This window comes from uncultured Photobacterium sp., assembly GCF_947039875.1.
Taxonomy (GTDB): Bacteria; Pseudomonadota; Gammaproteobacteria; order Enterobacterales; family Vibrionaceae; genus Photobacterium.
The window spans coordinates 14,177-39,458 of record NZ_CAMRAN010000036.1; the positions used below are offsets into that span (position 1 = coordinate 14,177).

Consider the following 25,282-nt stretch of genomic DNA (forward strand, 5'->3'; position numbering starts at 1 on the left):
ATGACCACCACTATGACGCTTCCTCAGCACCCTTTTGGCTCTGAGATCACCACTACTGATATTATTGCCCAAATGCAAATCGCAACAGGATGGGAAGATCGCTACCGTAACGTTATTCAACTTGGTAAGAAACTGCCACAACTGGATGACAGCTATAAGCAAGATCAACTTAAAATCAGCGGTTGTGAATCACAAGTGTGGTTACATCATCAAGTAGTTGATGATCACTATTATTTTATCGCTGATTCAGATGCACGTATTGTGCGAGGCTTAATTACTTTAGTATTAGCCGCTTATAATGGTAAAACAGCGGCAGAAATTGACGCTTTTGATATCGATACCTACTTTGATAACTTAGGCCTAATTACCCACCTGAGCCCTTCTCGAGGCAATGGTTTAAAAGCGATTGTCGAACAAATCAAACAGCTTGCGCACTAATATTCCACCGAATTAACACCTCTTCTTGCCAATTAGATACAAAAAAGCGGATTCCAATGGTGATCCGCTTTTTTGTCTTTATTATCGTGTAGACGACATATTATTGACGATGTTTTTCAATCAACTTCTTAATAATATGTGCCACAGCAACAAAGCCAAAACTTGCCGTTACAACAGTTGCAGCACCAAAACCACTGGCACAATCCATACGTTTAGGTCCTTCAGCCGTCGCTTTTATCGCACACACAGAACCATCTGCTTGGGGATATTTCAAATGCTCAGTGGAATAAACACAATCAATCCCAAATTTACGCTTAGCATTTTTAGTGAAGTTATGGTGGTGACGCAATGTTTCACGTAATTTTCTAGCCAATGGATCTTGAATCGTTTTAGTTAAATCAGTGACTTGAATTTGAGTAGGATCTGTTTGTCCACCAGCGCCACCAATGGTAATAACTTTAATTTTATTACTTTTACAATATGCCAATAATGAGGCTTTTGCTTTAAGGCTATCAATCGCATCTAATACATAATCAAATTCTTTTGATAAATACTGCGCTTGGTTTTCAGGACTAATAAAATCATCAATTAAATTAACTTTACAGTCTGGGTTAATTAATTGAATACGCGCGGCCATTACTTCAATTTTACTTTGACCAATAGTGCCAGTCAGCGCATGAATTTGACGATTGATATTAGTTACACAGACATCATCCATATCAATTAAGGTTAACTCACCAACGCCAGATCGCGCTAACGCTTCTGCTGCCCATGAGCCAACACCACCAATACCAACCACACACACATGTGCAGCACGAAGGATTTCAACTTCACTGTTGCCATATAAACGACGAGTGCCGCCAAAACGTTGGTTATAACTATCGGATGCTGGGGTATCTAATTCACGCATACTGGTTCTACACTGCTTGAGGTGGATAAACAAAGAGTGCGTTTTTATACGCACTCTCAAAACAATTGTCCAGTCAGAGCAAAGAGATCACCATGGCGATCTCTTTGACTATCACTCTTATCTTGGCATTAACCACGGATCTTGAGTTGCTGTGCCTTTAAGACCTAAACGCCATACTCGGCCAAAATGCTTATAGTGGCCAGCATCAGTACCAGCTTGTTTACCTTTACCATGGTATAAATCAAGATGGTTACGCTTTACCGCACCACCTGTATCAAGTGCTAATAATAAGCGTAATACATGCTTACCCGTCCAGTTACCTTTCGCGTCGAGTTGTGGTACTTCGGCTAATAATACTGACCCCATTGGAATATATTTACGATCTGCAGCTACTGCCGCATTGGCTAATAATGGAATACCGGCACTACCTTTCACATCTAATGTTTTACGTGGAGAGAAAAACACAAATGATGGATTTTGCTCTAATAGTTCACGTACTTCACTTTCACTGTGGTTAGCGACCCAGTTTTGAATCGCTTGCAGTGACATTTTTGATTTAGGCACTTCACCACGATCGATTAATACGCGACCAATACTGACATAACGATGGCCATTTTTACCCGCATAACCAAAATATTGCAGCTGGTTATTATCCTCAAAATGAACAAAACCACTGCCTTGTACTTCCATCATAAACACATCAAGCATGGATTTACTGTAACCCAGCACTAACCCTTTCCCTTTCAACGCACCATTATAAATTTGTTCACGTGAAGGACAACGCCCTTTACAAGTTGGCATTGCATAAATTGGGTAACGGAAGACACCGGTTGGTTTATGGCGTAATTCAATCACTGGCGAATAATAGCCCGTAAACATCACATTACCTGCGCCATTAGCCCCCCCCATTTGCGCTGCTTGAATACCATATTTAGCTAGCGTGCTTGGATTACCACTGTGCTTAGCCCAATTTTCTACTTGTTTATACAAAGGTTCAAATTTACGCGCCATTGACGATGAACGCGAAGTAACCATTTTTGCCTGCGGAGCAAATGTACTGTAATCATGGGGTTTATTTGATTCAACGTGTGAAACTTTATTTAAAACATGGTCAAAATGCTGACCTAAATATTGATGTGCTAGCGGATTACCAGCGACTGCTAAGCTCGGTTTTTCCGTTGTCGTACTCTCTGGAGATGAACACCCCACCAAGCTAAAAAGAATAATTGCAACTGTTGCTTTACGTAACACGATAGATAAACCTACAAAAGTTTTATAAAAATGTAAAAGAGATAGCTCGCTCACTTTTATAAAGCAGCAAACGGATGCTAATACTAACAAACACCATCTAAAAATAAGTAATTATTTAAAAGAATCTACAGATAAATGACATAACGCCATCAAAAGATCTAAGAGTAAGAGTGGTGAACAAAAGTTCCATTGAAAGAATGAAATATACTGTAAGCGTTAAACCCCCACCCAATAACAGCGTAATTACCATCTAATAGATACTTGTTCTTCATATAAATAAAATAGCGACTACGCTTTTAAAAATGCCCTTCATAACCGAACTACAACTCACACAATAAGCTATTACACATAAATACCAGCAATAGCTGATATGAATATTTAAGCACAGATAATGATTATTACTAATTTTGGTCAAATCATATTTAAATGCTGCGCAAACAACATAATTGATTTAATTTATTGGTTATAAATTAAACATAGATATGGATATCACTTGTGAATACACGTAAGACCCCTTTAGTAAAAGGATTTCGTCAGTCAGCCCCTTACTTAAATGCCCATGTAGGAAAAACCATGGTGATCATGGTTGGGGGCGAAGCCATTGCTGATCCCAACTTTGCCAATATTGTTAACGATATAGCATTGCTGCACAGTTTAGGTATTCATATTGTGATGGTATATGGCGCTCGGCCACAAATAACCACCCTCTTAAATCAGCAACATTATGATAGCCCTTATCACAAAGGGATCAGAATCACTGATGCACACAGTCTAGAGATAGCGAAACAGGCCGCTGGACAACTTCAACTGGATATCACCGCTCGTTTTTCAATGGGACTTAATAATACCCCGATGGCGGGATCTCAAATCAATGTCATTAGCGGCAACTTCATTATTGCGCAGCCGCTGGGGATCGATGACGGCATTGATTTTTGCCATAGTGGTAAAATACGCCGAATTAATAACAGCGCCATAACCAGCCAGTTAGAGCAAGGGGCAATCGTATTACTCGGCCCTATTGCCAGTTCGGTGACAGGCGAATGTTTTAACCTCACCTCAGAAGAAATTGCCACTCAGGTCGCGATTCGATTACGGGCTGATAAATTAATTGGCTTTTGTTCAGAGCAAGGGGTCATTGATAACAACAATGACATTATTTCAGAGTTATTACCGCATGACGCAGAACAGGTATTACAGCAGCTGATCGATCATGATGAACAACAATCAGGTACAGCTCGCTTTCTTCGAGGTGCAATTACTGCTTGCCATGCTGGCGTACCTCGCAGCCATTTATTGAGCTATAAACAAGATGGGGCACTCATTCAAGAACTGTTTTCACTTGACGGAATTGGTACTCAGATTGTGATGTCAAACGCAGAGAAAATACGTCGCGCTAACATTAATGATATTGGTGGAATTCTAGATTTGATTCAACCATTAGAAGCTGAAGGTATTTTAGTTCGCCGTTCTCGTGAACAACTAGAGCGTGAAATCACCCTATTTACCGTCATAGAACTTGATAATCTTATTATTGGTTGCGCTGCTCTTTATCCTTATCCTGATGAAAAAATGGCCGAGATGGCATGTGTTGCGATTCATCCTGACTTTAGAGATGGTGATCGAGGGGTATTATTGCTTAATAAATTGTGTCAACAAGCTCGCGATAGTGATCTTAATAAAATATTCGTCCTCACCACCCGCAGTGTGCATTGGTTTAGAGAGCAAGGATTTTATGAATGTGATATTGAGCAATTACCGATGATAAAAAAAGATCTCTATAATTATCAACGTCGTTCTAAAATACTTATAACGAATATAGCCTAATAAACATTTAAATCTGCAACAAAGTGTTAATTGATTATTCTGTGATGTATAGTGTTTTTAAAGTTAGTCACTTTAATGTAACAACAATAATTACTATACATACAAAAGAAAGGTTAAATAATTACTTATGATGAGTTTATTATTTCTACTTGTATTCGTTGCAATGCTCTGCGCGTTTACTGGTAAAAAAAATATCAGTTATATTATTTTTGCTATCACTGTTGTTTTGGGGCTGTATTGGTTCCATCACCATGCAACAGATTCCTTATCTATTTTACTCTAAGGGGGATGCATGAATAATAAAAATGTTGCACTACTCAATACGTTAGGCCTATTAGGGATCACTTTCGTTTTATTAATGGCCTCGGTACTTCAAGTTGTACTTAATGAACTACCGTGTCCCCTGTGTTTATTACAACGCTTAGGCTTCATGATGGTGATGTTTGGCTTTATGCTTAACGTCATTTATGGCCCCCAACAACGCCACTATGGTGTGTTAATTATAGGTGCACTCTTTGGCGCCGCGACTGCATTACGCCAAGTGTCATTGCACGTCATTCCCGGTACGCCAGGATTTGGTAGTCCGGTATTTGGTATTCATTATTATACTTGGGCGTTTATTATCTTTTGTCTTACCATCGTTGGTGTTGCTGTATTACAACTACTATGGAATAAAAATTGGAATAATGACGATTATAAAATGAATGGCTTTGGTAAGTTTGTATGCTTACTGGCTATTTTTGCAGTTGTGGTTAACGTGGTATCGACATTTATTGAATGTGGTCCTTATCAATGTCCTGATAACCCAGTAACCTATTGGTTATTTAATTAGCAAATATAAACATTACAAAAAACGCCAACTTATATCTCTTATATGCTGGCGTTTTTTGTTATCTATACAATAGTACTAAACCAACAACTGTGCTAACCCACTGGCTCGTTCAGTTCGAACTTGGACACTTTTAGTAATAATGTCCATTGGTGCGTACAAGTACAACCGCAACTTGGCACGGGTGATACCGGTATAAATTAATTCACGGGTTAAAATGGGTGTGTACTCCGCAGGTAACACCATTAACGTATCATCAAATTCCGATCCTTGTGATTTATGAATCGTCATCGCATACACCACTTCATGTTCAGGAATACGGCTCGGTAAAATACCGCGAATAGTGCCATCTGGCATTTCAAAATAAACCCGTAATCGACGTCGGCCACTGTCAGGATCTATTTCTGGCTCTAGCATCGTCATGCCAATATCACCGTTAAATAATCCTAATGCGTGATCATTACGGGTGATCATAATCGGACGGCCGACATACCATGTTTCATCATTGGGTGAAATTCGACCTCGATGGGTCAATTCTTTTTCAATCCGTTGGTTTAAACCGACCACACCAAAGTCACCTTCACGTAAGGCACATAACAACCTGACATTCGCAAATGCTTTTAATACTTCAGCGGGTGTTTTATCGCTTTTTATTGCATCAAGATAATCAAGATAAAACGTCACTACTTGATTAATCATAGCAACGTACTTTTCACCACCTAATGGATAATGGTGAATATCTTTAAACCCTTGTTGCCAAACTTTATTTACCAGTGCTGGTTTACCTTGATTTATCGCTTTAGCTAACTGACCAATACCAGATAAGGCATGGAAACGGTAACTCTTTTGTAGCATGCACAAACAGTCTGTCACTACACTTAAACCAATATTATTTGAGTGCAGATCAAACCCTGTTAACTGACTTAATAACTGACCTTGCTGGGCACTGTAACCTTGAGTTGAGAAAGAACAAATATCACCTAGCACTGCGCCGGCTTCAACAGAGGCTAATTGATCTCGGTCACCCAATAAAATTAATTTAGCCCCTTGTGGCATCGCGTCTAATAATCGCGCCATCATCGGTAAATCGACCATTGAGGCTTCATCAACGACCAGTACATCAAGGTGCAACGGGTTATCTTTATGATGCCTAAACTCAACCCGATTAGGGATCGAACCCAGTAAACGGTGTAATGTACTTGATTGGGTTGGAATCAAATCTTTAATCGCCTGTGGTACAGCCAATGATTTAATCGCCGAACCAATCGATTCAGTTAATCGAGCAGCGGCTTTACCTGTCGGTGCCACCAGCATAATATTTGGTTTATGTTCACCATTAGCTTGCATCACTAATGCCGCCAATAATTTAGCGACAGTGGTGGTTTTACCTGTACCCGGCCCGCCCGAGATCACTGCAAACTGACGGGTTAGTGCCATTGCTGCGGCTACTTTTTGCCAATTTAAGCAGCTCGTCGTTGGCACTAAACTGTCTAATGACTGTAAATCTGTTATTTGCTGCGCTTGTTGTAATACGCTATCAATCGCCATCCAATCAAGCTGCTGTGGTGTAACAATATTCAAATAATCACAGGTTATTTTCTGGCGTTGTTTAGCGTCAGTCGCACCTTGCAACGCATGGTATAAATGCCCATAGCTTGGCTGAAACAAATCATTCAACGCTTGATGCATCAAACTCAATTGTTGGTCTTGCCACTGGGTGACTTGGCCGTAATTAGTCGCCATATCTACAATCCGCTTTGCTACGGTTTGTTCAAATTGCCAATAACGATTAAGGTATAAACGACCATGATCAAACACCAAAGGACTCGCTTGTAAGCCTTGTGATTGAACATTCGCTACCACATCAAATTGCGCTAATAATGACGCCCATTGGGTTAATTCAGGTAAGCCATCAACTAACGCTACCGATAATCGGCTTGATAAACCAAATAAGTGCTGCTCGCGCAATTGATCTAATTGAATACACACATGGCCTTTGCCTAATTCATAACTCACTAACGCAGCCATTAGTGCCGCCAAATCCTGTTGCGATTGTGGACTGTGTAACGCCACAAATTTAGCAAACTGATAATCAAGCTGCCGTAATCCACCCTGTTGAGTGAGCTTTTGTAAACGCTTAAGCATGCGGTAGCGCTCCTTTCATCAATAAATCTAAATCATCAAGTAATTGTTCACTTGGGCGCGCATAAAAAATACCACTGTCACTCCCCGCCTGAATGCCGCGTAAAAACAAGTAATACACCCCACCAAAATGGGTCTCATAGCTGTAATTAGGTATACGACTGCGCAGAAAACGCTGCAATGCCAACGCATAGATTTGATATTGCAAATCATAACGGTGTTCACGCATCGCGGTTTGTAGTTGCTCACCACGATACACTTGCGGATCATCACCAAGATAATTTGATTTCCAGTCTAAAACATAATATTTACCTTGATGCTCAAACACCAAATCAATAAAGCCTTTTAGCATTCCACTCACAGTTGCAAAGCCTAACTCTCCGGCTTTAGCTGATAGCGGATCATGTTTTGCAATGATCTTATTAAGTGCCACTGCTTGTAGAATCTCAATCGGCAATAAAAATTCCATTTCCGTTAATCGTTGCGACGCTGTTTTATCCGCCAACCGCAACGTATCACCATCAAGCGCACAAGTTAATACATCCTGAATTAACTGCTGCAACACAGGTAACCACGCTAATTCATAATTTTCTAGTTGCAGTAATTCGGTTAGTTTCGCAACCGTTTCAGGACAATCAACCGCAGCAGTAAAGTCAATTTCTTCAAACACAGTATGTAAAAAAGTACCAGGGCGCGCACCACGTGGAAAAGTATAAATAGAATATTGTGGCTCTAATTCCAACTCATTATCATCGATGTCTTCTGTCACATTTTGCACCGAATCAATATCAAACCCAGGTAAATCTAGACTGCTATCATGAGCAGTTTGATGACCTTGCTTAACCAAATTAGAATAACTGGTCATCCACCAATTACGCTCTAATGAGGTTGAAAATGGGCGTTTAATCAAAGTCTCAGTTACTTCATCTTGAGGCTGCCATTGAATATCAGCAAGCTGGGGCGGCTCAGCGACTGTAATTGCAACTTGAGCTTCACTGAGTTTAGCTAAGGCTAATTCAAGTGCAGCCACACCACCAGCTTGGCCATTTTGTACTAAATGTCCCATTGCTGAGCGATGTAAGCCAGTTGGCTCTTTGGTGCTACGGCCATTACGAATCGGTGCCATACCGACATAACACCCATAAACTGCACGGGTTAATGCCACATAAATTAGGCGTAGATCTTCAGCTAATCGTTCTTGATCAGCTTTTTCTATTGCTGGCGCTTGTTTCGCAATATCGAGTACCGTGATGTTATCCACTTCATCGTGATATTTAACTTCGCCTTTGCTATCAACTTCACGGTAACTGCACACAAACGGCATAAAGACTAAGTCGTATTCCAAACCTTTTGATTTGTGAATGGTAACAATCTGCACCAAATTACGTTCTGATTCTAACCGCATCACTTGATCATCAGCATTACCGTTTGGCTCAGCAACATGTTCAGCGAGCCAACGCAACAGGGCATAATCACTGTCTAATGTTTGACTCGCCTGTTGCAGTAATTCACCAATATGCAGCAAATCAGTCAACTTACGCTCACCGCCATCTTCGGCTAATAATCGCTCTGCAATTTGATTTTTTGCCATCACACTGCGCAACATCGGCATCACACCACGTTTTTGCCACTGTTGGCGATATTGCTTAAAGCTATTAACTGCAATTTCCCACTCATTCTCATCATTATTGAGTTGATCGAGTTCAATCGCAGTACGTGCAAATAATCCTGAAGCCAATGCTGCACGTAATATACGATCATCTTCAGGGGTTAATACCGCTTGCAATAACCGTTGAATATCGGCCGCTTCTGGGGTTGAAAACACACTGTCACGGTTAGATAAATAAACACTGGCAATGCCTTGTTTGGATAATGCTTCACGCACTAAGCGCCCTTCAGTACCAGTACGTACTAATACCGCAATATTACCCGCAGCAATCGCATGTTGCTGTTCACCATCTAAAAAGTACGCTTGGTGCTGTTGTGATTGAGTCAGAATATGTTGAATTTGTGCCGCTGTAGCTGCGGCCATTGTCGCTTGATAATTACCTTTAGTTATTGGCTTACCGTCAGGGCTATCTTGTAACCAAAACGTCAATGCATGTTGTGCTTCACCATTTAACCACCAGCTACGTTGAGCCGCTTTAGGACTATGATCAACCGCTAAGAATTCAATATCTTGATCATAAATAAACGGACTATCTGGCTGTTGAAACACGCTATTAACCGCAGCAATCATATTGGCTGTCGAGCGCCAGTTAGTCGCTAATGTATAGTGATCAGTAACTTGGCGACGGGCTTGAATATACGTGAAAATATCAGCGCCACGAAAGGCATAAATAGCTTGCTTAGGATCACCGATCATAAACAAACCACATTCAGGATGATGGCGGTAAACATCACTAAAAATACCGTATTGCAATGGATCGGTATCTTGGAATTCATCAATCATCGCCACCGGATATTGAGCTCGAATTTTACTCGCGAGTAGATCATCAACATCATTATCAATTGCAGCGCCTAACTGCGTCAGCAAGTCATCAAATGATAACCACCCTTTACGCGATTTAGCGTCAGCCAATAATTGACGACAATGCTCAATTGCATGGGCTAATAGTGGCTCACGCAAGTTAGCCGGATTATCTAACAGTTCAGCAATAACATTAAAAACTGCATGCTCAGGCGCATCACCTTTGGCAGTTTTTTCAATTAATGTCTGCTGATGGAAGCGAATCAAATTATCAGGCAGTTCATAACCAACAGTAGGTTGCGCTGCCCATGCACTGACTTGCTCAATCCAATTGGGTAAACTTTTTTTGGTATAACTGCGTTTATTGATACCAGAATTAGCAATTAAAGCTTCAAGATCTGCTTGATGCTGACGCCACAACGCTTTTACTTCATCAATCCGCACAATATTTTGCTGGTGTAATTGTTCTAACGATTCAGTCATCGCCGCCACAGATAATCTCACTGGCGCACCAGTTAAACTATTGCCAATTTCTTTTAATAATTTAATTGGTGCAGACCAAATTTCACGAACCTCATGCGCCAGAGCTGGCGGCAAGTGATAAAAATTACTGCGCCAATAATCTGCAACCACCAACTTTTTTAATTGGCTTTCATCGGTCACAAATTCATTATTAAATCGACTGCCTGATTCAAACGCATTTTGAGTCAGCATTCGTTGACAAAAACCATGGATAGTATAAATCGCGGCTTCATCCATCTGCCGTTCGGCTTGTAAGAGTAGGGTTGCGGCTAATTTATGATCTGGATATTCATTTAATAACGGCGCAATAACAGGATCATGGCTAACACCACGACTAAACGCTAACCGCGCATCATGAATACGGGCACGAATACGATCACGTAATTCTGCCGTCGCCGCTTCTGTGAAAGTTACCACCAAAATTTGATCAACCGTCAATTGCTGTTGATGACGCGTCGCCTCACTACCATGCGCTAACAATAATCGTAAATACAAACTTGCGATGGTAAAGGTCTTACCCGTTCCTGCTGATGCTTCGATCAAACGCGTACCATGCAATGGAAACGTCATTGGTTGCAGAATATTCGTTAGTACGTCATCCGTTGTTAGTACTTCAGTCGCCATTATGTTACTCATCCCATGGTTGCTATATGTAACAACAGCACTAGCCTGATAGTTTTCAATTTCAGTAATTTGGCTCGTTATTATGTGACCCAACACTTATAAGTAAATATTGGCACCTAATATTCTGTTGTGTTCCTATATTGTGAGAACTTACTCACGGTTTATACGACGGTGGTTAGTTAGTATCAGCGCCAGAAACTTGGTCACCTCTGGACCTGTGGCCGCACAGCGAACACCCTACAACTAACAATGATTTGCTGGCGGCCACACTACTTCACTACCGCGTTATTCTGGCTTAATTTCTTTACTGTTCACCACCACAACTTGTAACACCAATGCCGCTAATTGATTCGCTTCTTGTGCCACATCATCATTCCACTGCGGCCATACTCGCTGAATATAATCATCACTGCCTTCCCCTGCAAACAAGTAACCATCGTTAAAACATTCAGTCATTTTTGTCAGGGATTTTTGTTCGGTTTCTTCATCACTCTTCCAACTACCATCACGGCCAATATGGGCTTGTATGGCTGCCATCGCAGTTTTAGGAAAATAGGCTAACGGTTGATTTAAACCTTGGTAATACAGTTCAATCAACTGCTGTAAATAAGCCAGCGCTTGCTGCGGTTCAATAATTTGTAATTCAAACTGCTTATCAGTACCAATGATATGGGTAACCTGTTGGGTTTCAGGCACCGATATAGCCAAACATAAATGATCAAGCCAAGCCGTTAGCAGATCTTGTGGACGAATTTTGCCAGTACGGTAACGTAAAAGACCTGACTGATAACGCTGCTTGAGCCAGCCTTGTAAAACAACATTATGCTGAGCTACCTGCACCGTAATCGCCACTTCTTGATCCGCTAATGGTGCATGAATTAATGGCTCAATCACATCAGTTAAATTCGCCACCGCTTGGCGACTAGCCGCTAAATCAAGATCACCAAATGCCGCCACAGGTAAAGTACCCGCAGCCCGTTGTTCAGCGGCAAACTGATGATAAATGACATCAAGATCATCATTTTTCAACTTGGCATCTAATAATAAGTCCAATAACTGATCGCGAATTAAATAGCTTTCCAAGCCGTTAAGAACAAACGGCTCATCATCTTCTAATAACCCCATTGGCGCTTCAAAATACACTTTAAGACGACGGTTAAAGAAATAACGCACTGGTAAACGCCAAAAACGTTGTAATTCTGCTAACTCTAGAACTAAAACCTGATCATCAGCCATCGGTTCAGCGACTAACGCATCGAGTTGAAATGGCGCACTTGCCTGGCCATCACGGTTAGCCGCAGGTAGCCATTCAATCGCAAAACTGGCGTGATCGCCAATAAACGCACTGGGGCTAAACGGCACTAACGGGTGATGTTGAATTAACTGTTGTTTGATATTGTTTGCAGAGACATCTACCGCTAACGGTTGATCGCCCGCGCAGCAATAGCCTTGCTGGCAATACTCCACCAGCTCACTGACTAACACTGACGGTACTTTAGGAGCATTGTCTTGAATCGAACGTCCAACATAGCTGATATATAATGTTTGTTGAGCGGATAACAACGCTTCTAAAAATAAGTAACGGTCATCATCTCGACGAGAACGATCTCCAGCCTTAGTGCGGCCATTCATAAGATCAAACCCTTCAGGAGCTATATTACGCGGGTAAGCCCCATCGTTCATTCCTAATAAACACACCACATTAAAAGGAATTGAGCGCATTGGCATCAGGGTACAGAAATTAACTTGTCCAGCTAAGAAACGTTGACTAACGCGCTCACCAGAGAGCTTATCTTGCAAGTATTGTGTCAATACCGCTGGCGTGATTTGCCCTTGATAACCCGCATCTTGTAATTGCTGATGCAACCGCTGCAAGTTATCGCGAATCGATTTTAAAATTAACTCACCTTCCAGCTCAACTACAAAAAAATCATCCAGTAGCTGATGTAATAACTCCGCCCATTGATTAACGGTTTGTGCTTGTGCCAACGCGTAACGATATTCAATTAAGCTATCGATGAATCCCGCTAATTGTCCTGCTAATTCAGCATCTAACCCTTGTACTTGTTCATAAGCAGAGATCCCTGCAAACAGCCCAGTATCATGTGGCATTGCATAACCTAACAGCATTCGCTGAATACCAAATAGCCATGTATTTTGCAGCTGTTCAGGTAAATCAAATTGACTGGCTGTGTGTTGATCAAGCCCCCATCGAATACCTGCTTCTTCAATCCATTGTTTGATTTTTTCAAAGCTAATACTATCAAAACCAAACTTTTCCATCACCGCTGGTACTTCTAACAGTTCTAATAATTCAGAGGCATGACAGCGGCTATCAGGTAAGGTAAGTAAACGTAAAAATGCCAATAAAATAGGATTTTCTTGCTCTGCCGTACGGTCAGAAATAGAGAAAGGAATGTAACGATTACCCGGCGCATTACCAAATACCGATTGAATTGCGGCACTGTAAGCATTGATATCAGCCACCATCACAATCACATCACGCGGCTTTAGGGTTGGATTGGCTTCAAACATCGCTAGCAATTTATCATGCAATACTTCCACTTCACGCATTGGGCTATGACAAGCGTGAATGGTAATAGACTGATCATCAATAGCAATCGGGAATTTGTGCTCGCTGGAATCGAGTTGAGTATCGTCTTGACGATCTTGAAGATTTAAAATATCCGCTTGAATGGCATGCAACAACGTATCAGCTTCAATATCAACAAAGCCGGCATCGACTTCATTGACTTCCATTGCCGATAACAAATAAATATTATCTCGCCCAAGTTTCCCCATAGATGCTAATAAGCTATTACCAACAACATCATTGTGCATGTCATCGTCATAATTATTTTGATCGTTGTCTTTAAGCACTGACAATAACGCATCAACATCATCCGTCGTGGCGATATTTTGTAGCTGTACTCGTTGTCTCGCCGCTAAACGTGCTAGATGTTTACGATCGCGAATATCACCCCAGTAATATTTACAAGGGTTAGTAAACATTAAATGGACATCAATATGTTCACCAATCGCGGCTAACGCATCTAAATAACGTGGTGGTAAGGAAGAAATACCAAACACAAACAATCGTTGCGGTAACCCCGCAGCCAGTAACGCTGCCTTCCCTTCATTACCTGAATAATTGTTCAGCGTTTCAATAAAGTGATCGTACAAATTAGCACGATGATACGGTGATTGCTCTAAGGCTAAGGTTTGATCGTAAAGTGCTTGCCATAAGATCGGTTGCCACGGGTGCTCATCATTAAGCTCTGTGACAGTTTCGCCCGCTTCCCATTGCTGGATCCATTCGGGGCGATACACTAAATATTGGTCAAAAATATCGGCTATTTTTTCAGACAGTTGGTAACACTTTAGCGAGTCATTATCGTTTTCTAAATAACGCTGTAATGGTTCAAATTCAGGTTGATCAAATTGTTGTGGCAATACCTGCATTAATTTCCATGTCATCGCTTCTTTATTAAATGCACTTCGCTCGGGCACATCAGCCAAAACTTGAGTAAACATTTTCCAAATAAAAGTCGCAGGTAATGGAAATTCTATATTTGCCGCCACCCCAAACGAGGTCGCTAATTCCATTTTTAACCATTGTGACATACCTGGACTTTGTACCAGAATTTGCTCTTTTTCAAACGGATTCGCTAACGGCTGTAAGCGGATCAACTCAACGAGTAATGATTTAAGCAGATCAAGCTGATTTGAATGATAGACAGTGAACACGCAGATATTCCACAGCAGAAAAATAGATAACCAAATTGTCTACCATCACTGAGATACTGTAAATAAATACAGCTTAAAAACGCCCAAAAGCACCACAATTAATATCAATACGTTGTATAAACACCAATAAAAAAGCCCAGCCAAATTGACTGGGCAACACACTCAACATTTATGGGTACAACAACACATTCGTGAAATTACTGCACCATTGCTATCAAATGTTGTGTGGACAGATTTCACTGCGTTGGAATAATCGACTCACTGGTCGATAAAAAGCTAAATAGCGAATGGCTACATAACCAATAATGATACTTGCAACATATAATTCAATTGTAGCTAAACCATGAACTTGAGCGACATAATGAGCATCAAAGCCATAACTCTTCATCCAAGCAGAGGTTTTAAATAAGGCCGTCGCACCAATCGCCATCGGGAAAGTAAAGGCGGCATAACCTGGGCTAAACTCTAAGCGTAATAATCGGAAAAAGGCTAAGTAGATCACCGCAGTCATTAGCACTGCAATACCACCTAACATCGCCACAATCACTGGTGACGGTGTAGCGGTAATTGTTAAGTAACCCGCCAAAGATAGACTTGCAGGCGCTGCCATAATCGCAATGGTTGGTTTAGCGCCATCAGGCACTTCATCGCGGAACATAAATCGGTAGATCATCATTGGTAACATCACAGCATAAGCAATCATACCAAACATCAGTAATACATAGGCAAGTGGGTGTAATGCTGCCACACCAGGAAATGACACATCAGCAACAATAATACCAATCGGCGGCACGAACCAACTCGGTACCATATGGTGTAAATGGAAATCACGCGCACGGTGGAAAAGGAATAATGCTAAGAAAATAACATGTAATCCAACCGCAAATAGCCAAATATATACACCAACAGTGATCGAGCCATAAACACTGACGGCTTTTGATACCACCATTAATGCCATCGCAAATGTGGGTACGACACTACCAACAACGTGATGAGATAAATCACCCCACAATAGTTTTGGATGCACTAAAAATTTAGCCATTAAAATGAGTAGCATCCCTGCGGCAATCACCGCGCCGGTAATCTGTCCATAACCATGAAGTTGGGCACCATTTTCCCAACACCATAAAATACTGCCAATACCTAATGCTAACCCAGCCATTGGTGTTGGCGCACCAGCGAGTTTTCGTTTTGTTGCTGCAATCATATTTTTACTCCGCTTGAATGATAGCGAATTATTGTTTTGTTGCTTGCAGTATACCTGTTTACCAGTGTTTATAATAATTGAATATATTTAAAACAGTGTTAAGCTTGATTTAACAATAAGACGGACATGATTCGCCTTACGTCTTTTAATGAGGTAATGATGAATATAGCGTTAAAACAACTCAAAGTTTTTGTGACTGTAGCGCAAGAAAAAACAATTACCGCCGCTGCAGAAAAATTATTTTTATCAAAGCCTGCTGTTAGTATGGCGCTCTCTGAATTGGAAAAACAGTTAGATCATAAACTGTTTGATCGCAACAACAATCGTTTAATAATCAATGAACAAGGAAAACGACTATTACCTCTTGCTGATGAACTTTTAGCTCGTTCAAATGCGATTGAAAATTTATTTGATCAAGCGGGCCCATTAACTGGTCAATTAAAAGTAGGATCAAGTGATACCGTAGGTAATCAAGTAACCCCCTTTTTATTACGCGATTTTAGACTTGAAACCCAACATCGAGATCAAACATTATTTATCTCAAACACCGCTCAAATCTGTCATAAGCTGACAGAATTTGAATTAGATGTGGGTTTAGTTGAAGGCAAAGTACAACACTCAGATCTTGTTGTTCAACCGTGGCTCAGTGATCAAATGGTGATTGCCTGTCATCCACAACATCCATTAACACAGATTGAAAATTTACAGCTATCAGATCTCGAAAATTCAGAATGGGTATTAAGAGAGATAGGATCAGGCACGCGTGAATTTTTTCTAAATCGTATTTCACCACGACTAGATAAATGGACCACGTCATTTGAATTAAATACTACTGAAGCTATCATCAATTGCGTCAGTGCCGATTTAGGTATTACCTGTATCTCTCAACGGGCAATCATACATGCGGTTGAAGAACAACGCGTCGCCATACTAACGATCCCCCTTGATATGAGCCGTCAATATTGGATGCTGTATCATCAAGAAAAATATCAAAGCCCATTATTAAAGCTATTTTTGACATTTTGCCAACAGTGGCAATTTGATTAAACCCGATTATCACCCACACTAAAAGCAATAATTTGGCTGATCTGCGTTAATGATCGGCCTGATTGTTGTTGCCAATGATTAAATGCATCCTGCGCTGCGCGTAATGATTTTAACGTATCACGGCCGCCATCAATAATATCGGTATGACGTAAATAAGCTTCCACATCTTGAGTAAATAAAAAACTATCTTTACCCAAACCACGCAAACTATACGCCCCAGTCTTACCGCCTAAACGACAACCATTTTTCTTCAAATATAGCCATAATCCAACAATGTCCTGCTCAGGCCAATCGGCAACCATGGTAGAAAATGAACCATATTCCAATGCCGCCCGATGGATCATGTTGGCATTTTCAGGGATCGTCATGACCTTTTTTAAATCTCGAATAATAGAAGCATCTTGGGCTTTTCGCTCCCACATTTCAGTTGGCATCAAGCCCATTTTTTCAATATCAAACTCAAAAAATGCTTGCTCAAAGGCAGGCCACTTATTACGTACAACTTGCCAACGAATACCACACTGAAACACTTTTTGCGTAAATTCAGCTAGCCAACGGTGATCAGGAATTAATTTTAATTGCTCATTATTCAATGGTGTTATTAATAATTGTTCTAAATTTAATTCACCGCCCTTTCTTTCAGCAGCACGATGATAAATCTGGTTAAATTTTTCTCGAGTCATCACATTCACACGCTTAGCACTAGACTCACTCACCATACTACTGTATAAGCGACCAGTAAATAAATTTTAGGAGAGGATGACCATGGCAGTTATCGTCAAATATGTAGTAGAGCGCAACGGGGAAGAAAAGATGACTTTTACCTCTAAATCCGAAGCCGACGCATATGACAAAATGCTTGATATGGCAGATGATATGTTTGCTTTATTAAGTGAAAGTGACTTATTTGAAGATGAAGCAAAACAAGAAGAACTATCTATGTTCTTAGCGCAAAAGCGTGAACAAGTCTTGGTTGCTTTAGGCGCAAAAAAAGCCAAACCAGCACCAAAAGCAAAAGCTGTAAAACCTGAAGTTGTTGCCGATGAGCAGCAGCAAGACGCCGCATAATTTTTATATTATTCAGTTTGTCGTCGAAAGCCTCCTAATGGAGGTTTTTTTTCGCTCAGACTCCCCCTTAAATATCTTTCCATCAATACCTTTTTGAACAAATATCAATTTCAAAAAGAAGGGTCTTATGTCCATTTTTCGTTAATAAACTATCATTTTGCCCTGATTATCAGTTCAGCTCTTCTCTATTTTTGTAACTGTCTTTATGATAGATAAATTAGCGGTAAATCATCAATTAACTTATAGAGGCATCATCGGCTTCAGTTATTGGTGAGCCTGTTATTTTAATTACCGCATTGTATTATTTTATTTGAAATGGAGAACAGGTAATCATGTCTAGCTTTTCACTTGCCCTTGGTACTGTCACTAAAAACCGTGATGGGAAAATTATTGAAGCGTTTTTCCCAACCCCAACGCTACATCCATCTGAGCAACTTGTAAAAGACATTGCGACTATCGTAGATTATCACGGTGGTAACCAAGCGATTGAAGTTACACCAGAGCAATGTGCTGCGATTGCATCAGCATTTGAAGATGCAAATGATGAAGTAAGCGCACAATTTGCAGCTAAAGCAACATTGTCTTCACAGCCTCTGGTTATGGTTATGCTTAAAACAGACATCTCACCAGTATCTGTTGCTGAAGGTTTCTTAAAACTACAACTTATTTCTCACCGTTTAGTAAAACCACACGGTTTAGTTCTTGATGGCATCTTTGGTTTATTACACAACATTGCATGGACAAACCAAGGTCCTATCGACTTACCAGAACTTGCTGAGCGCCAAATGGATGCGCGTCTTAATGGCGAAACAATCACCGTTGATTGCGTAGATAAGTTTCCTAAAATGGTGGACTACATCGTACCAACAGGCGTACGTATTGCTGATACATCCCGTGTTCGCTTAGGTGCACATGTGGGTGAAGGCACCACTGTTATGCATGAAGGCTTCATTAACTTCAATGCTGGTACAACAGGCGTAAGCATGGTTGAAGGGCGTATTTCTGCAGGTGTTATGGTGGGTAATGGCTCTGACATCGGTGGTGGCGCTTCAATTATGGGTACACTATCAGGCGGCGGTAAAGTCGTGGTATCCATTGGTGAAAATAGCCTTTTAGGTGCCAACGCTGGCCTTGGTTTCCCTCTGGGTGATCGTTGCACTATTGAATCAGGTTTATACGTTACTGCAGGTTCAAAAGTACAAATGCTTGATGCTGAAGGTAAAGCCGTTGAAACAGCCAAAGCACGCGATCTTGCTGGTAAAGCAGATTTATTGTTCCGTCGTAATTCAATGACGGGCCAAATTGAATGTTTAACCAACAAAACAGCAATTGAATTAAACAGCGAACTGCACAGCAATAACTAATTAATGTCTGCAGTCCAATGATCGTCAACGGCCGCAATGCTGCTATATGCTATATATTGGTATAACGAATAGCATCGCGGCCGTTTTTAATTATGCTTCAGTCTCGAGTTGTGGCTTTTTCTTAATAATATAAATAAAGGGATTCGCAAATGAGAATTTACTTCCCTGAGTAGTTAAGCGCTTATCTCGCATCGCTACTAATACTTCTTTTTGTACTTTAACCAAAGCAAAGAAGCGCAACATCATAAAACCAATTAAAATCGGTAAAAATACTGAACCCGCCTCATTTGACTGCAAAATAAAACTGATCGCCATCCAACCCACAATCATCGCGACTAATAAATAAAACGACGCGGTTTTCAATTCAATTCTAACTTCTGAGTCCGTTTCATTACGCTGGAAAAAAAATTTCACTGGTTGTTCCCTAAAATCAATCTATTGAATTTCATTTTTACATAATTTCCTACGCAATAATATTAACAACATCAACCCATACATACATTTCACGCCAACAACAAAAATATTTCATCACTATGATTCACAATTCTAATCAACCACACAAAGCAAAAAAATACTCAACCTACATATATGCAACCTAAACAATGCTTTTTATGCATGTAAATACATATATGTTGATGCTATTTTTTATAGAGTGAATTTATTAAAACAGTATAAAACGTTCTGTTTTTAGTCCACAAAACCTAACAATAAAAATTTAAATATCTTTGATTATGAAGTTGGTTAATGATGACTAGTATAGATAAAGCAAAAAAAGGGGGGATCAGCATATTCGCGTTAGCAATGTTAAATATCGTTGCTGTTGTGAGTTTACGTGGTCTTCCAGCAGAAGCTGAATACGGACTGAGCTCCATTTTTTATTATATTTTTGCCGCCGTTGTCTTTTTAATTCCCGTTTCACTTGTCGCCGCTGAACTTGCTACAGGTTGGTCGGAAAAAGGCGGGGTATTTCGCTGGGTGGGCGAAGCATTTGGTCCACGTTTAGCGTTAGTTGCTATTTTCATGTTATGGATCGAAGTTACTGTATGGTTCCCAACCGCACTGACTTTTGGTTCAGTATCACTTGCGTTCATGGGCCCAGATCAGTCATGGGACCAAGCATTGTCCCAGAATAAATTCTTCGTATTAGGAATAGTGTTAGCGATTTACTGGTTAGCTACTTTTATCGCTTTACGTGGTACCGCAGCGTTTTCTAAAGTCGCTAAATGGGGCGGTTTAATTGGTACGGTTATTCCTGGTATCGTGTTAATTATTTTAGGTTTCTCTTATCTATTCTTCTCAGGTCGTCCACCACAAGTGCAATTATCTTGGCACGATGTGATTCCTGACTTTTCTAACTTTAATAACGTTGTTTTAGCTGCCAGTATTTTCTTGTTCTATGCCGGTATGGAAATGAACGCTATTCACGTTAAAGAAGTTGATGATGCGCCACGTAACTACCCTATTGCGATTGCGATTGCTGCGATTGGTACTGTGTGTGTATTTGTACTAGGTACACTGGCTATCGCTTTTGTTATTCCTCAAAAAGATATCAACTTAACTCAAAGTTTATTAGTCGCTTACGATGATATGTTTGCTTGGGCGGGTATCAGTTGGGCTGCGCCAATTATGGCTGCATGTTTAGCACTTGGTGTACTTGCAGGGGTTGTCGGTTGGGTTGCGGGTCCTTCATCTGCATTGCTTGTTGTTGCTAAAGGCGGTTATTTACCTCGCTTTTTCCAATATACCAATAAACACGGTATGGCAACGCATATCATGATGGTGCAAGCTTTCTTGGTGACCATTATTTCAGTTGTATTTGTAGTATTACCTTCTGTTCAAGCTGCTTATCAAATTCTAAGCCAATTAACAGTCGTACTTTACCTTATCATGTACTTGTTAATGTTCGCTGCCGCTATTCACTTACGTTACAGCCAACCTAACCGTCCACGTCCATACAAAATCCCTGGTGGTGATATGGGCATGTGGATCATCGCAGGTGTCGGTTTCTCTGGTTCACTATTAGCGTTCATCTTCTCTTTTATTCCACCAAGTCAAATTGCGGTGGGCAGCCCTGAAGAATACGTTGGCTTCTTAGTCGTCTTAACTGTGATCTTCGTATTAATTCCATTGTTTATATACAAAGCTCGTCAACCTCACTGGAAAGATCCAGCAGTGACTGACTTTGCACCCTTTACTTGGGAAATTGAAAACGTTCACCCTGGTGTTATTAACCCATCAGACAAAATTACTCATACCTTGAATCAATAGCGTTAAGGATGCGTCAATGTCACAACTAAATGAAAAGCTTGCTGTCGTTATGCAGCAAGCGCTAGACGAAGCAAAAACAAATATGGCAGGCGACAATGCCTCCTATATTCCTTTTTTAGCTTCCGTACCATCAGAATTAACAGGACTAGCTTTCGTTTCTGCTACTGGTGAAGTGATTCAATTACAAGATGCTGATTATAAATTTGCGATTGAGTCTATTTCAAAAATCATGACGCTCGGGTTAGTGCTTGAGCAATCTGGAGCAAATGCATTACACAGTAAAGTCGGTGCAGAACCTACTGGCATGCCATTTAATTCAGTCCTTGCCCTTGAACTACACCAAGGTAAGCCCTTAACCCCCCTCGTCAATGCGGGCGCTATGGCAACAGTGAGTTTAGTTAAGGCGACAGATAAAGAACAACGCTGGCAGCAGATTTTACATTTCCAATCACTGCTCGCAAACAGTGCGATTACGCTATCTGATGAAGTCAATCAATCTGAGCAAACCACTAATACTCATAACCGTGCTATTGCATTGTTATTAGAGTCATCTGGTCGTATGTACTCAGAGCCACTTGAAGCTTGTGATGTTTATACTCGCCAATGTTCCACCCTATTTAATGCGGTAGAACTAGCAACAGTAGGGGCAACACTGGCTAATGGCGGTAAAAATCCATGTTCAGGTGAACAGTTAATTCAACCTCAAAATATTCCCCATATTCTTGCAGAAATGGCGATGGAAGGTCTTTACGATACCTCTGGCGATTGGGCATATGATGTTGGTCTACCCGGTAAAAGTGGTGTTGGTGGTGGTTTATTAACAGTGATACCCAACATTGGCGCACTCGCAGCATTTTCACCACGACTAGACCCATTTGGCAATAGTATTCGTGGTCAGCAAATGATTAAACATGTTACTCAAGCAATGGCTTGGAACTTATTTAGCAGTAAGCAACATTAAGGTAGGAAGAAAATTATGGCTCTTCATGAAGTAAACCGTCAATCAGGTAATGATCCAATCTTTGGTTCAGAAGCGATTAATAACGTTGCAGCAACTACCAAGCTACCTCAGCAAGAACAAGCACCCAATGTGATCTATCAAATGATTCGCGATGAACTTTATCTCGATGGTAATTCACGTCAAAACTTAGCCACGTTTTGCCAAACATGGGAAGAAGACGAAGTTCATAAATTAATGGATCTATCTATTGATAAGAACATGATAGATAAAGATGAATACCCTCAATCAGCAGAAATAGAAGGACGTTGTGTCCATATTTTAGCGGATTTATGGAATTCATCTGAATCAGTAACAACCGTTGGTACTTCAACAACAGGTTCGAGTGAAGCCTGTATGCTTGGTGGTTTAGCAGCACTTTGGCGTTGGCGTGAAAAGCGTCGTGCGCAAGGTCAACCAACAGATAAACCCAATATGGTTTGTGGTCCTGTTCAAGTATGTTGGGAAAAATTTGCCCGCTACTGGGACGTAGAAATGCGTGAAACTAAAATGGACGAAGGGCATTATTTCATGAGCCCTGAAGACATGTTAGAACTTGTTGATGCTAACACCATTATGGTTGTGCCTACTTTTGGCCAAACCTTTACAGGGCTATACGAAACCGTAAAACCATTATCAGATGCACTAGATACTTATGAGCATGATACTGGTAACTCAATTGATATTCACGTTGATGGTGCAAGTGGCGCTATGCTAGCACCATTCTGTGCACCCAATATTGAACCTTGGGACTTCCGCCTAGAACGTGTGAAATCAATCAGTACTTCTGGCCATAAATTTGGTTTATCACCACTAGGTGTGGGCTGGGTTGTATGGCGCAATAAAGAAGATTTACCTGAAGGCTTAATCTTCCATGTTAACTACCTTGGTGGTGACATGCCTACTTTTGCACTAAACTTCTCTCGCCCTGCGGGTCAAATTATATCTCAATACTATAATTTCCTTCGCTTAGGCTTTGAAGGTTACCAACGTATTCATAATGCAAGCTACGATGTGTGTGAATATTTAGTTAAAGAGCTTAATAAGTTTAATCTATTTGAGTTCTTATTTGATGGTAATCGAGAAAAAGGGATCCCTGCAATTTCATGGCGCTTAAAAGCTGATGTGAATGTACCGTTTACTCTTTATGATGTTGCTGATCGTTTACGTACTCGTGGCTGGTTAGTACCTGCTTATAGCCTGCCTGCAAATGCTCAGGAAATTGTGGTGCAACGTATATTAGTTAAACAAGGTCTAACCGTTGATCTTGCTAATCTATTAATCGCTGACTTTACCCGCTCTATTGAATTTCTTACTTCACATGCAGCCTCTCAATGTACTGCTGAAGATGTAAAAACATTTGATCATAGCGGTCGATAATATTTTCTAATCTCACGTATAAACATCATAAAAAAGGTCGGATTTCCGACCTTTTTTTTTATTTTTGAAAACACTATCACCATTTTTACTCTCTGGTATGAACACCACTGCATGTTAGTATCAAGTTTAAATTTATTCCCGTGATATTAATATGTTATAGGCTTATCTATGCTAATTCACACCATTGAAATTATCTGTATCGTCGCCTTTGCATTAAGTGCTGTAATAAGTGAAGCTAACATAGGTAAAGATATCGTTAGTGTCATGGTATTAGGTTGGATAACGGCACTTGGTGGCGGTACTGTACGAGATATTATTCTTTCAACAGGACAAGTATTTTGGATTAGGGATCCCTCTTATTTTTGGACGGCACTGATTACTTCTTTTGTCGGCTTTTTCCTCGCGCCCCACCTTCGTAAAATAAAAGCCGAACGTTTGATCGTTGTACTCGATGCCATTGGAATTGCAATGTTTTCCGTACTCGTCACTAAGAATATGGTTGCCGAGCATTATGCAGGTTATGTTGCAGTTACTATGGGAATGATCACCGCAGTCTTTGGTGGTGTATTACGTGATGTTATTCTGGCTCGGCCAACAATGTTCAATAATACTGAATTTTATGCCAGCCCGGTCATTATTGGTTGCTACCTTTATATTCTTCAAATTAAATTTTCAATCAGTCCTAATATTGCCACTCTAACCAGTATTAGCTTTATTATTATTGTAAGAATGTACATTGTAATCAAAAAAATCACCTTCCCTAACTGGTTACTCTTAAAATAATCCATCTATACTATGCTGAAATAGATGGATTATTTGCGCTTTCCTTTCGAGGTGACGGATGATAGCCACACTATCGTTGCCATTTTCTACAAATGTAAAATATGCCTAATATTTCTATTCAGTTTTCTTAAATGAATGTGAAGCGGACGGGACTTGCCATAGCTAACTTTACAGCCAGAGCATCAGCGCGTCCATTTCCCATAAAATAAGAGTCATGGCAGGCCGCTAAGGTTCCCAATAGAAAGTTACTTAACCGAACTACCACTTCGCAGTATCTATTCAGCATCATCTTGCTTTTATATAGGCGAAAAAAAACCTGAATCTTTCGATTCAGGTTTCTTAAATGAATGTGAAGCGGACGGGACTTGCCATTCCGAATATCAGCGCGCCCCCGGCGTAACTGGTCGCTAA

General features: G+C 40.6%; 20 protein-coding genes. 11 read left to right on the forward strand and 9 right to left on the reverse strand.

What is annotated here, in order from left to right:
- Entirely contained in the window at positions 1-438 is a 438-nt protein-coding gene (gene csdE, locus Q0V26_RS12805) for a cysteine desulfurase sulfur acceptor subunit CsdE (RefSeq protein WP_297482043.1), read from the forward strand.
- 100 nt (positions 439-538) lie between these two features.
- Here csdE and tcdA read toward each other — a convergent pair whose 3' ends face one another.
- Together tcdA and mltA are read right to left on the reverse strand one after the other, a co-directional pair.
- Positions 539-1,348 carry a tRNA cyclic N6-threonylcarbamoyladenosine(37) synthase TcdA gene (tcdA, locus tag Q0V26_RS12810; protein WP_297482046.1) on the reverse strand — a complete coding sequence of 270 codons (810 nt, stop codon included), beginning with the start codon at positions 1,346-1,348 and terminating at the stop codon, positions 539-541.
- Positions 1,349-1,465: 117 nt separating this feature from the next.
- On the reverse strand, positions 1,466-2,599 hold the full coding sequence (gene mltA / locus Q0V26_RS12815) for a murein transglycosylase A (protein ID WP_297482048.1): 1,134 nt from the start codon (positions 2,597-2,599) through the stop codon (positions 1,466-1,468).
- A 495-nt stretch (positions 2,600-3,094) separates the two neighbouring features.
- On the opposite strand from mltA, the gene argA reads away from it, so the two are divergent.
- From argA to Q0V26_RS12830, 3 genes are all read left to right on the forward strand, one after another.
- The gene (gene argA / locus Q0V26_RS12820; RefSeq protein ID WP_297482051.1) at positions 3,095-4,423 is read left to right on the forward strand and encodes an amino-acid N-acetyltransferase; all 1,329 of its coding nucleotides are present in this window, start codon (positions 3,095-3,097) and stop codon (positions 4,421-4,423) included.
- A gap of 127 nt (positions 4,424-4,550) precedes the next feature.
- Complete coding sequence (locus tag Q0V26_RS12825) at positions 4,551-4,706, forward strand: DUF5993 family protein (RefSeq protein ID WP_297482053.1); 156 nt, start codon at positions 4,551-4,553, stop codon at positions 4,704-4,706.
- Positions 4,707-4,715: 9 nt separating this feature from the next.
- Positions 4,716-5,255, forward strand: coding sequence for a disulfide bond formation protein B (locus Q0V26_RS12830; RefSeq protein WP_297482055.1), 540 nt, complete (start codon positions 4,716-4,718; stop codon positions 5,253-5,255).
- A gap of 75 nt (positions 5,256-5,330) precedes the next feature.
- Here the strand turns inward: Q0V26_RS12830 and recD are convergent, their stop codons facing one another.
- The 4 genes from recD to Q0V26_RS12850 form a co-directional block, all read right to left on the reverse strand.
- Positions 5,331-7,397, reverse strand: a complete 2,067-nt coding sequence (gene recD, locus Q0V26_RS12835) for an exodeoxyribonuclease V subunit alpha (protein ID WP_297482057.1) — start codon at positions 7,395-7,397, stop codon at positions 5,331-5,333.
- Positions 7,390-11,010 (reverse strand): exodeoxyribonuclease V subunit beta, encoded by a 3,621-nt coding sequence (gene recB, locus Q0V26_RS12840; protein WP_297482059.1) that lies wholly within the window; start codon positions 11,008-11,010, stop codon positions 7,390-7,392. Before recB ends, recD begins: the two co-directional genes overlap by 8 nt.
- 285 nt (positions 11,011-11,295) lie before the next feature.
- Entirely contained in the window at positions 11,296-14,757 is a 3,462-nt protein-coding gene (gene recC / locus Q0V26_RS12845) for an exodeoxyribonuclease V subunit gamma (RefSeq protein ID WP_297482061.1), read from the reverse strand.
- A gap of 214 nt (positions 14,758-14,971) precedes the next feature.
- Positions 14,972-15,964: a TDT family transporter gene (locus Q0V26_RS12850; protein ID WP_297482063.1), complete on the reverse strand. Its 993-nt coding sequence runs from the start codon at positions 15,962-15,964 to the stop codon at positions 14,972-14,974.
- Between the two features lie 159 nt (positions 15,965-16,123).
- Here Q0V26_RS12850 and Q0V26_RS12855 point away from each other — a divergent pair, with 159 nt between their 5' ends.
- Complete coding sequence (locus Q0V26_RS12855) at positions 16,124-17,011, forward strand: LysR substrate-binding domain-containing protein (protein ID WP_107276827.1); 888 nt, start codon at positions 16,124-16,126, stop codon at positions 17,009-17,011.
- Here Q0V26_RS12855 and Q0V26_RS12860 read toward each other — a convergent pair.
- Positions 17,008-17,694 (reverse strand): DNA-3-methyladenine glycosylase I, encoded by a 687-nt coding sequence (locus Q0V26_RS12860; RefSeq protein WP_297482065.1) that lies wholly within the window; start codon positions 17,692-17,694, stop codon positions 17,008-17,010. The two genes, Q0V26_RS12855 and Q0V26_RS12860, sit on opposite strands and share 4 nt — an antisense overlap.
- A gap of 82 nt (positions 17,695-17,776) precedes the next feature.
- Here Q0V26_RS12860 and Q0V26_RS12865 point away from each other — a divergent pair, with 82 nt between their 5' ends.
- Positions 17,777-18,079, forward strand: coding sequence for a YebG family protein (locus tag Q0V26_RS12865; RefSeq protein ID WP_065167310.1), 303 nt, complete (start codon positions 17,777-17,779; stop codon positions 18,077-18,079).
- 332 nt (positions 18,080-18,411) lie between these two features.
- Positions 18,412-19,443, forward strand: a complete 1,032-nt coding sequence (gene dapD / locus Q0V26_RS12870) for a 2,3,4,5-tetrahydropyridine-2,6-dicarboxylate N-succinyltransferase (protein WP_297482070.1) — start codon at positions 18,412-18,414, stop codon at positions 19,441-19,443.
- A 90-nt stretch (positions 19,444-19,533) separates the two neighbouring features.
- On the opposite strand, the gene Q0V26_RS12875 is transcribed toward dapD, so the two are convergent.
- Entirely contained in the window at positions 19,534-19,857 is a 324-nt protein-coding gene (locus tag Q0V26_RS12875; RefSeq protein WP_235865974.1) for a hypothetical protein, read from the reverse strand.
- A gap of 333 nt (positions 19,858-20,190) precedes the next feature.
- Here Q0V26_RS12875 and gadC point away from each other — a divergent pair, with 333 nt between their 5' ends.
- From gadC to Q0V26_RS12895, 4 genes are all read left to right on the forward strand, one after another.
- The gene (gadC, locus tag Q0V26_RS12880; protein ID WP_080159021.1) at positions 20,191-21,711 is read left to right on the forward strand and encodes a putative glutamine/gamma-aminobutyrate antiporter GadC; all 1,521 of its coding nucleotides are present in this window, start codon (positions 20,191-20,193) and stop codon (positions 21,709-21,711) included.
- 16 nt (positions 21,712-21,727) lie between these two features.
- Entirely contained in the window at positions 21,728-22,672 is a 945-nt protein-coding gene (gene glsA / locus Q0V26_RS12885; RefSeq protein WP_297482075.1) for a glutaminase A, read from the forward strand.
- A gap of 15 nt (positions 22,673-22,687) precedes the next feature.
- The gene (locus tag Q0V26_RS12890) at positions 22,688-24,088 is read left to right on the forward strand and encodes a glutamate decarboxylase (RefSeq protein WP_297482078.1); all 1,401 of its coding nucleotides are present in this window, start codon (positions 22,688-22,690) and stop codon (positions 24,086-24,088) included.
- 168 nt (positions 24,089-24,256) lie between these two features.
- Complete coding sequence (locus Q0V26_RS12895; protein WP_080158962.1) at positions 24,257-24,871, forward strand: TRIC cation channel family protein; 615 nt, start codon at positions 24,257-24,259, stop codon at positions 24,869-24,871.
- A 127-nt stretch (positions 24,872-24,998) separates the two neighbouring features.
- Here the strand turns inward: Q0V26_RS12895 and Q0V26_RS12900 are convergent.
- The coding region (locus Q0V26_RS12900; RefSeq protein WP_297482082.1) for a hypothetical protein at positions 24,999-25,282 on the reverse strand (284 nt) is incomplete at its 5' end.

Coding starts and splice junctions, on each gene's coding strand:
- csdE (WP_297482043.1), top strand. CDS start 1: ATGACCACCACTATGACGCTTCCTCAGCACCCTTTTGGCTCTGAGATC.
- tcdA (WP_297482046.1), bottom strand. CDS start 1,348: ATGCGTGAATTAGATACCCCAGCATCCGATAGTTATAACCAACGTTTT.
- Q0V26_RS12825 (WP_297482053.1), top strand. CDS start 4,551: ATGATGAGTTTATTATTTCTACTTGTATTCGTTGCAATGCTCTGCGCG.
- Q0V26_RS12830 (WP_297482055.1), top strand. CDS start 4,716: ATGAATAATAAAAATGTTGCACTACTCAATACGTTAGGCCTATTAGGG.
- recD (WP_297482057.1), bottom strand. CDS start 7,397: ATGCTTAAGCGTTTACAAAAGCTCACTCAACAGGGTGGATTACGGCAG.
- recB (WP_297482059.1), bottom strand. CDS start 11,010: ATGGCGACTGAAGTACTAACAACGGATGACGTACTAACGAATATTCTG.
- Q0V26_RS12850 (WP_297482063.1), bottom strand. CDS start 15,964: ATGATTGCAGCAACAAAACGAAAACTCGCTGGTGCGCCAACACCAATG.
- Q0V26_RS12855 (WP_107276827.1), top strand. CDS start 16,124: ATGAATATAGCGTTAAAACAACTCAAAGTTTTTGTGACTGTAGCGCAA.
- Q0V26_RS12860 (WP_297482065.1), bottom strand. CDS start 17,694: ATGACTCGAGAAAAATTTAACCAGATTTATCATCGTGCTGCTGAAAGA.
- Q0V26_RS12865 (WP_065167310.1), top strand. CDS start 17,777: ATGGCAGTTATCGTCAAATATGTAGTAGAGCGCAACGGGGAAGAAAAG.
- dapD (WP_297482070.1), top strand. CDS start 18,412: ATGTCTAGCTTTTCACTTGCCCTTGGTACTGTCACTAAAAACCGTGAT.
- gadC (WP_080159021.1), top strand. CDS start 20,191: ATGACTAGTATAGATAAAGCAAAAAAAGGGGGGATCAGCATATTCGCG.
- glsA (WP_297482075.1), top strand. CDS start 21,728: ATGTCACAACTAAATGAAAAGCTTGCTGTCGTTATGCAGCAAGCGCTA.
- Q0V26_RS12890 (WP_297482078.1), top strand. CDS start 22,688: ATGGCTCTTCATGAAGTAAACCGTCAATCAGGTAATGATCCAATCTTT.
- Q0V26_RS12895 (WP_080158962.1), top strand. CDS start 24,257: ATGCTAATTCACACCATTGAAATTATCTGTATCGTCGCCTTTGCATTA.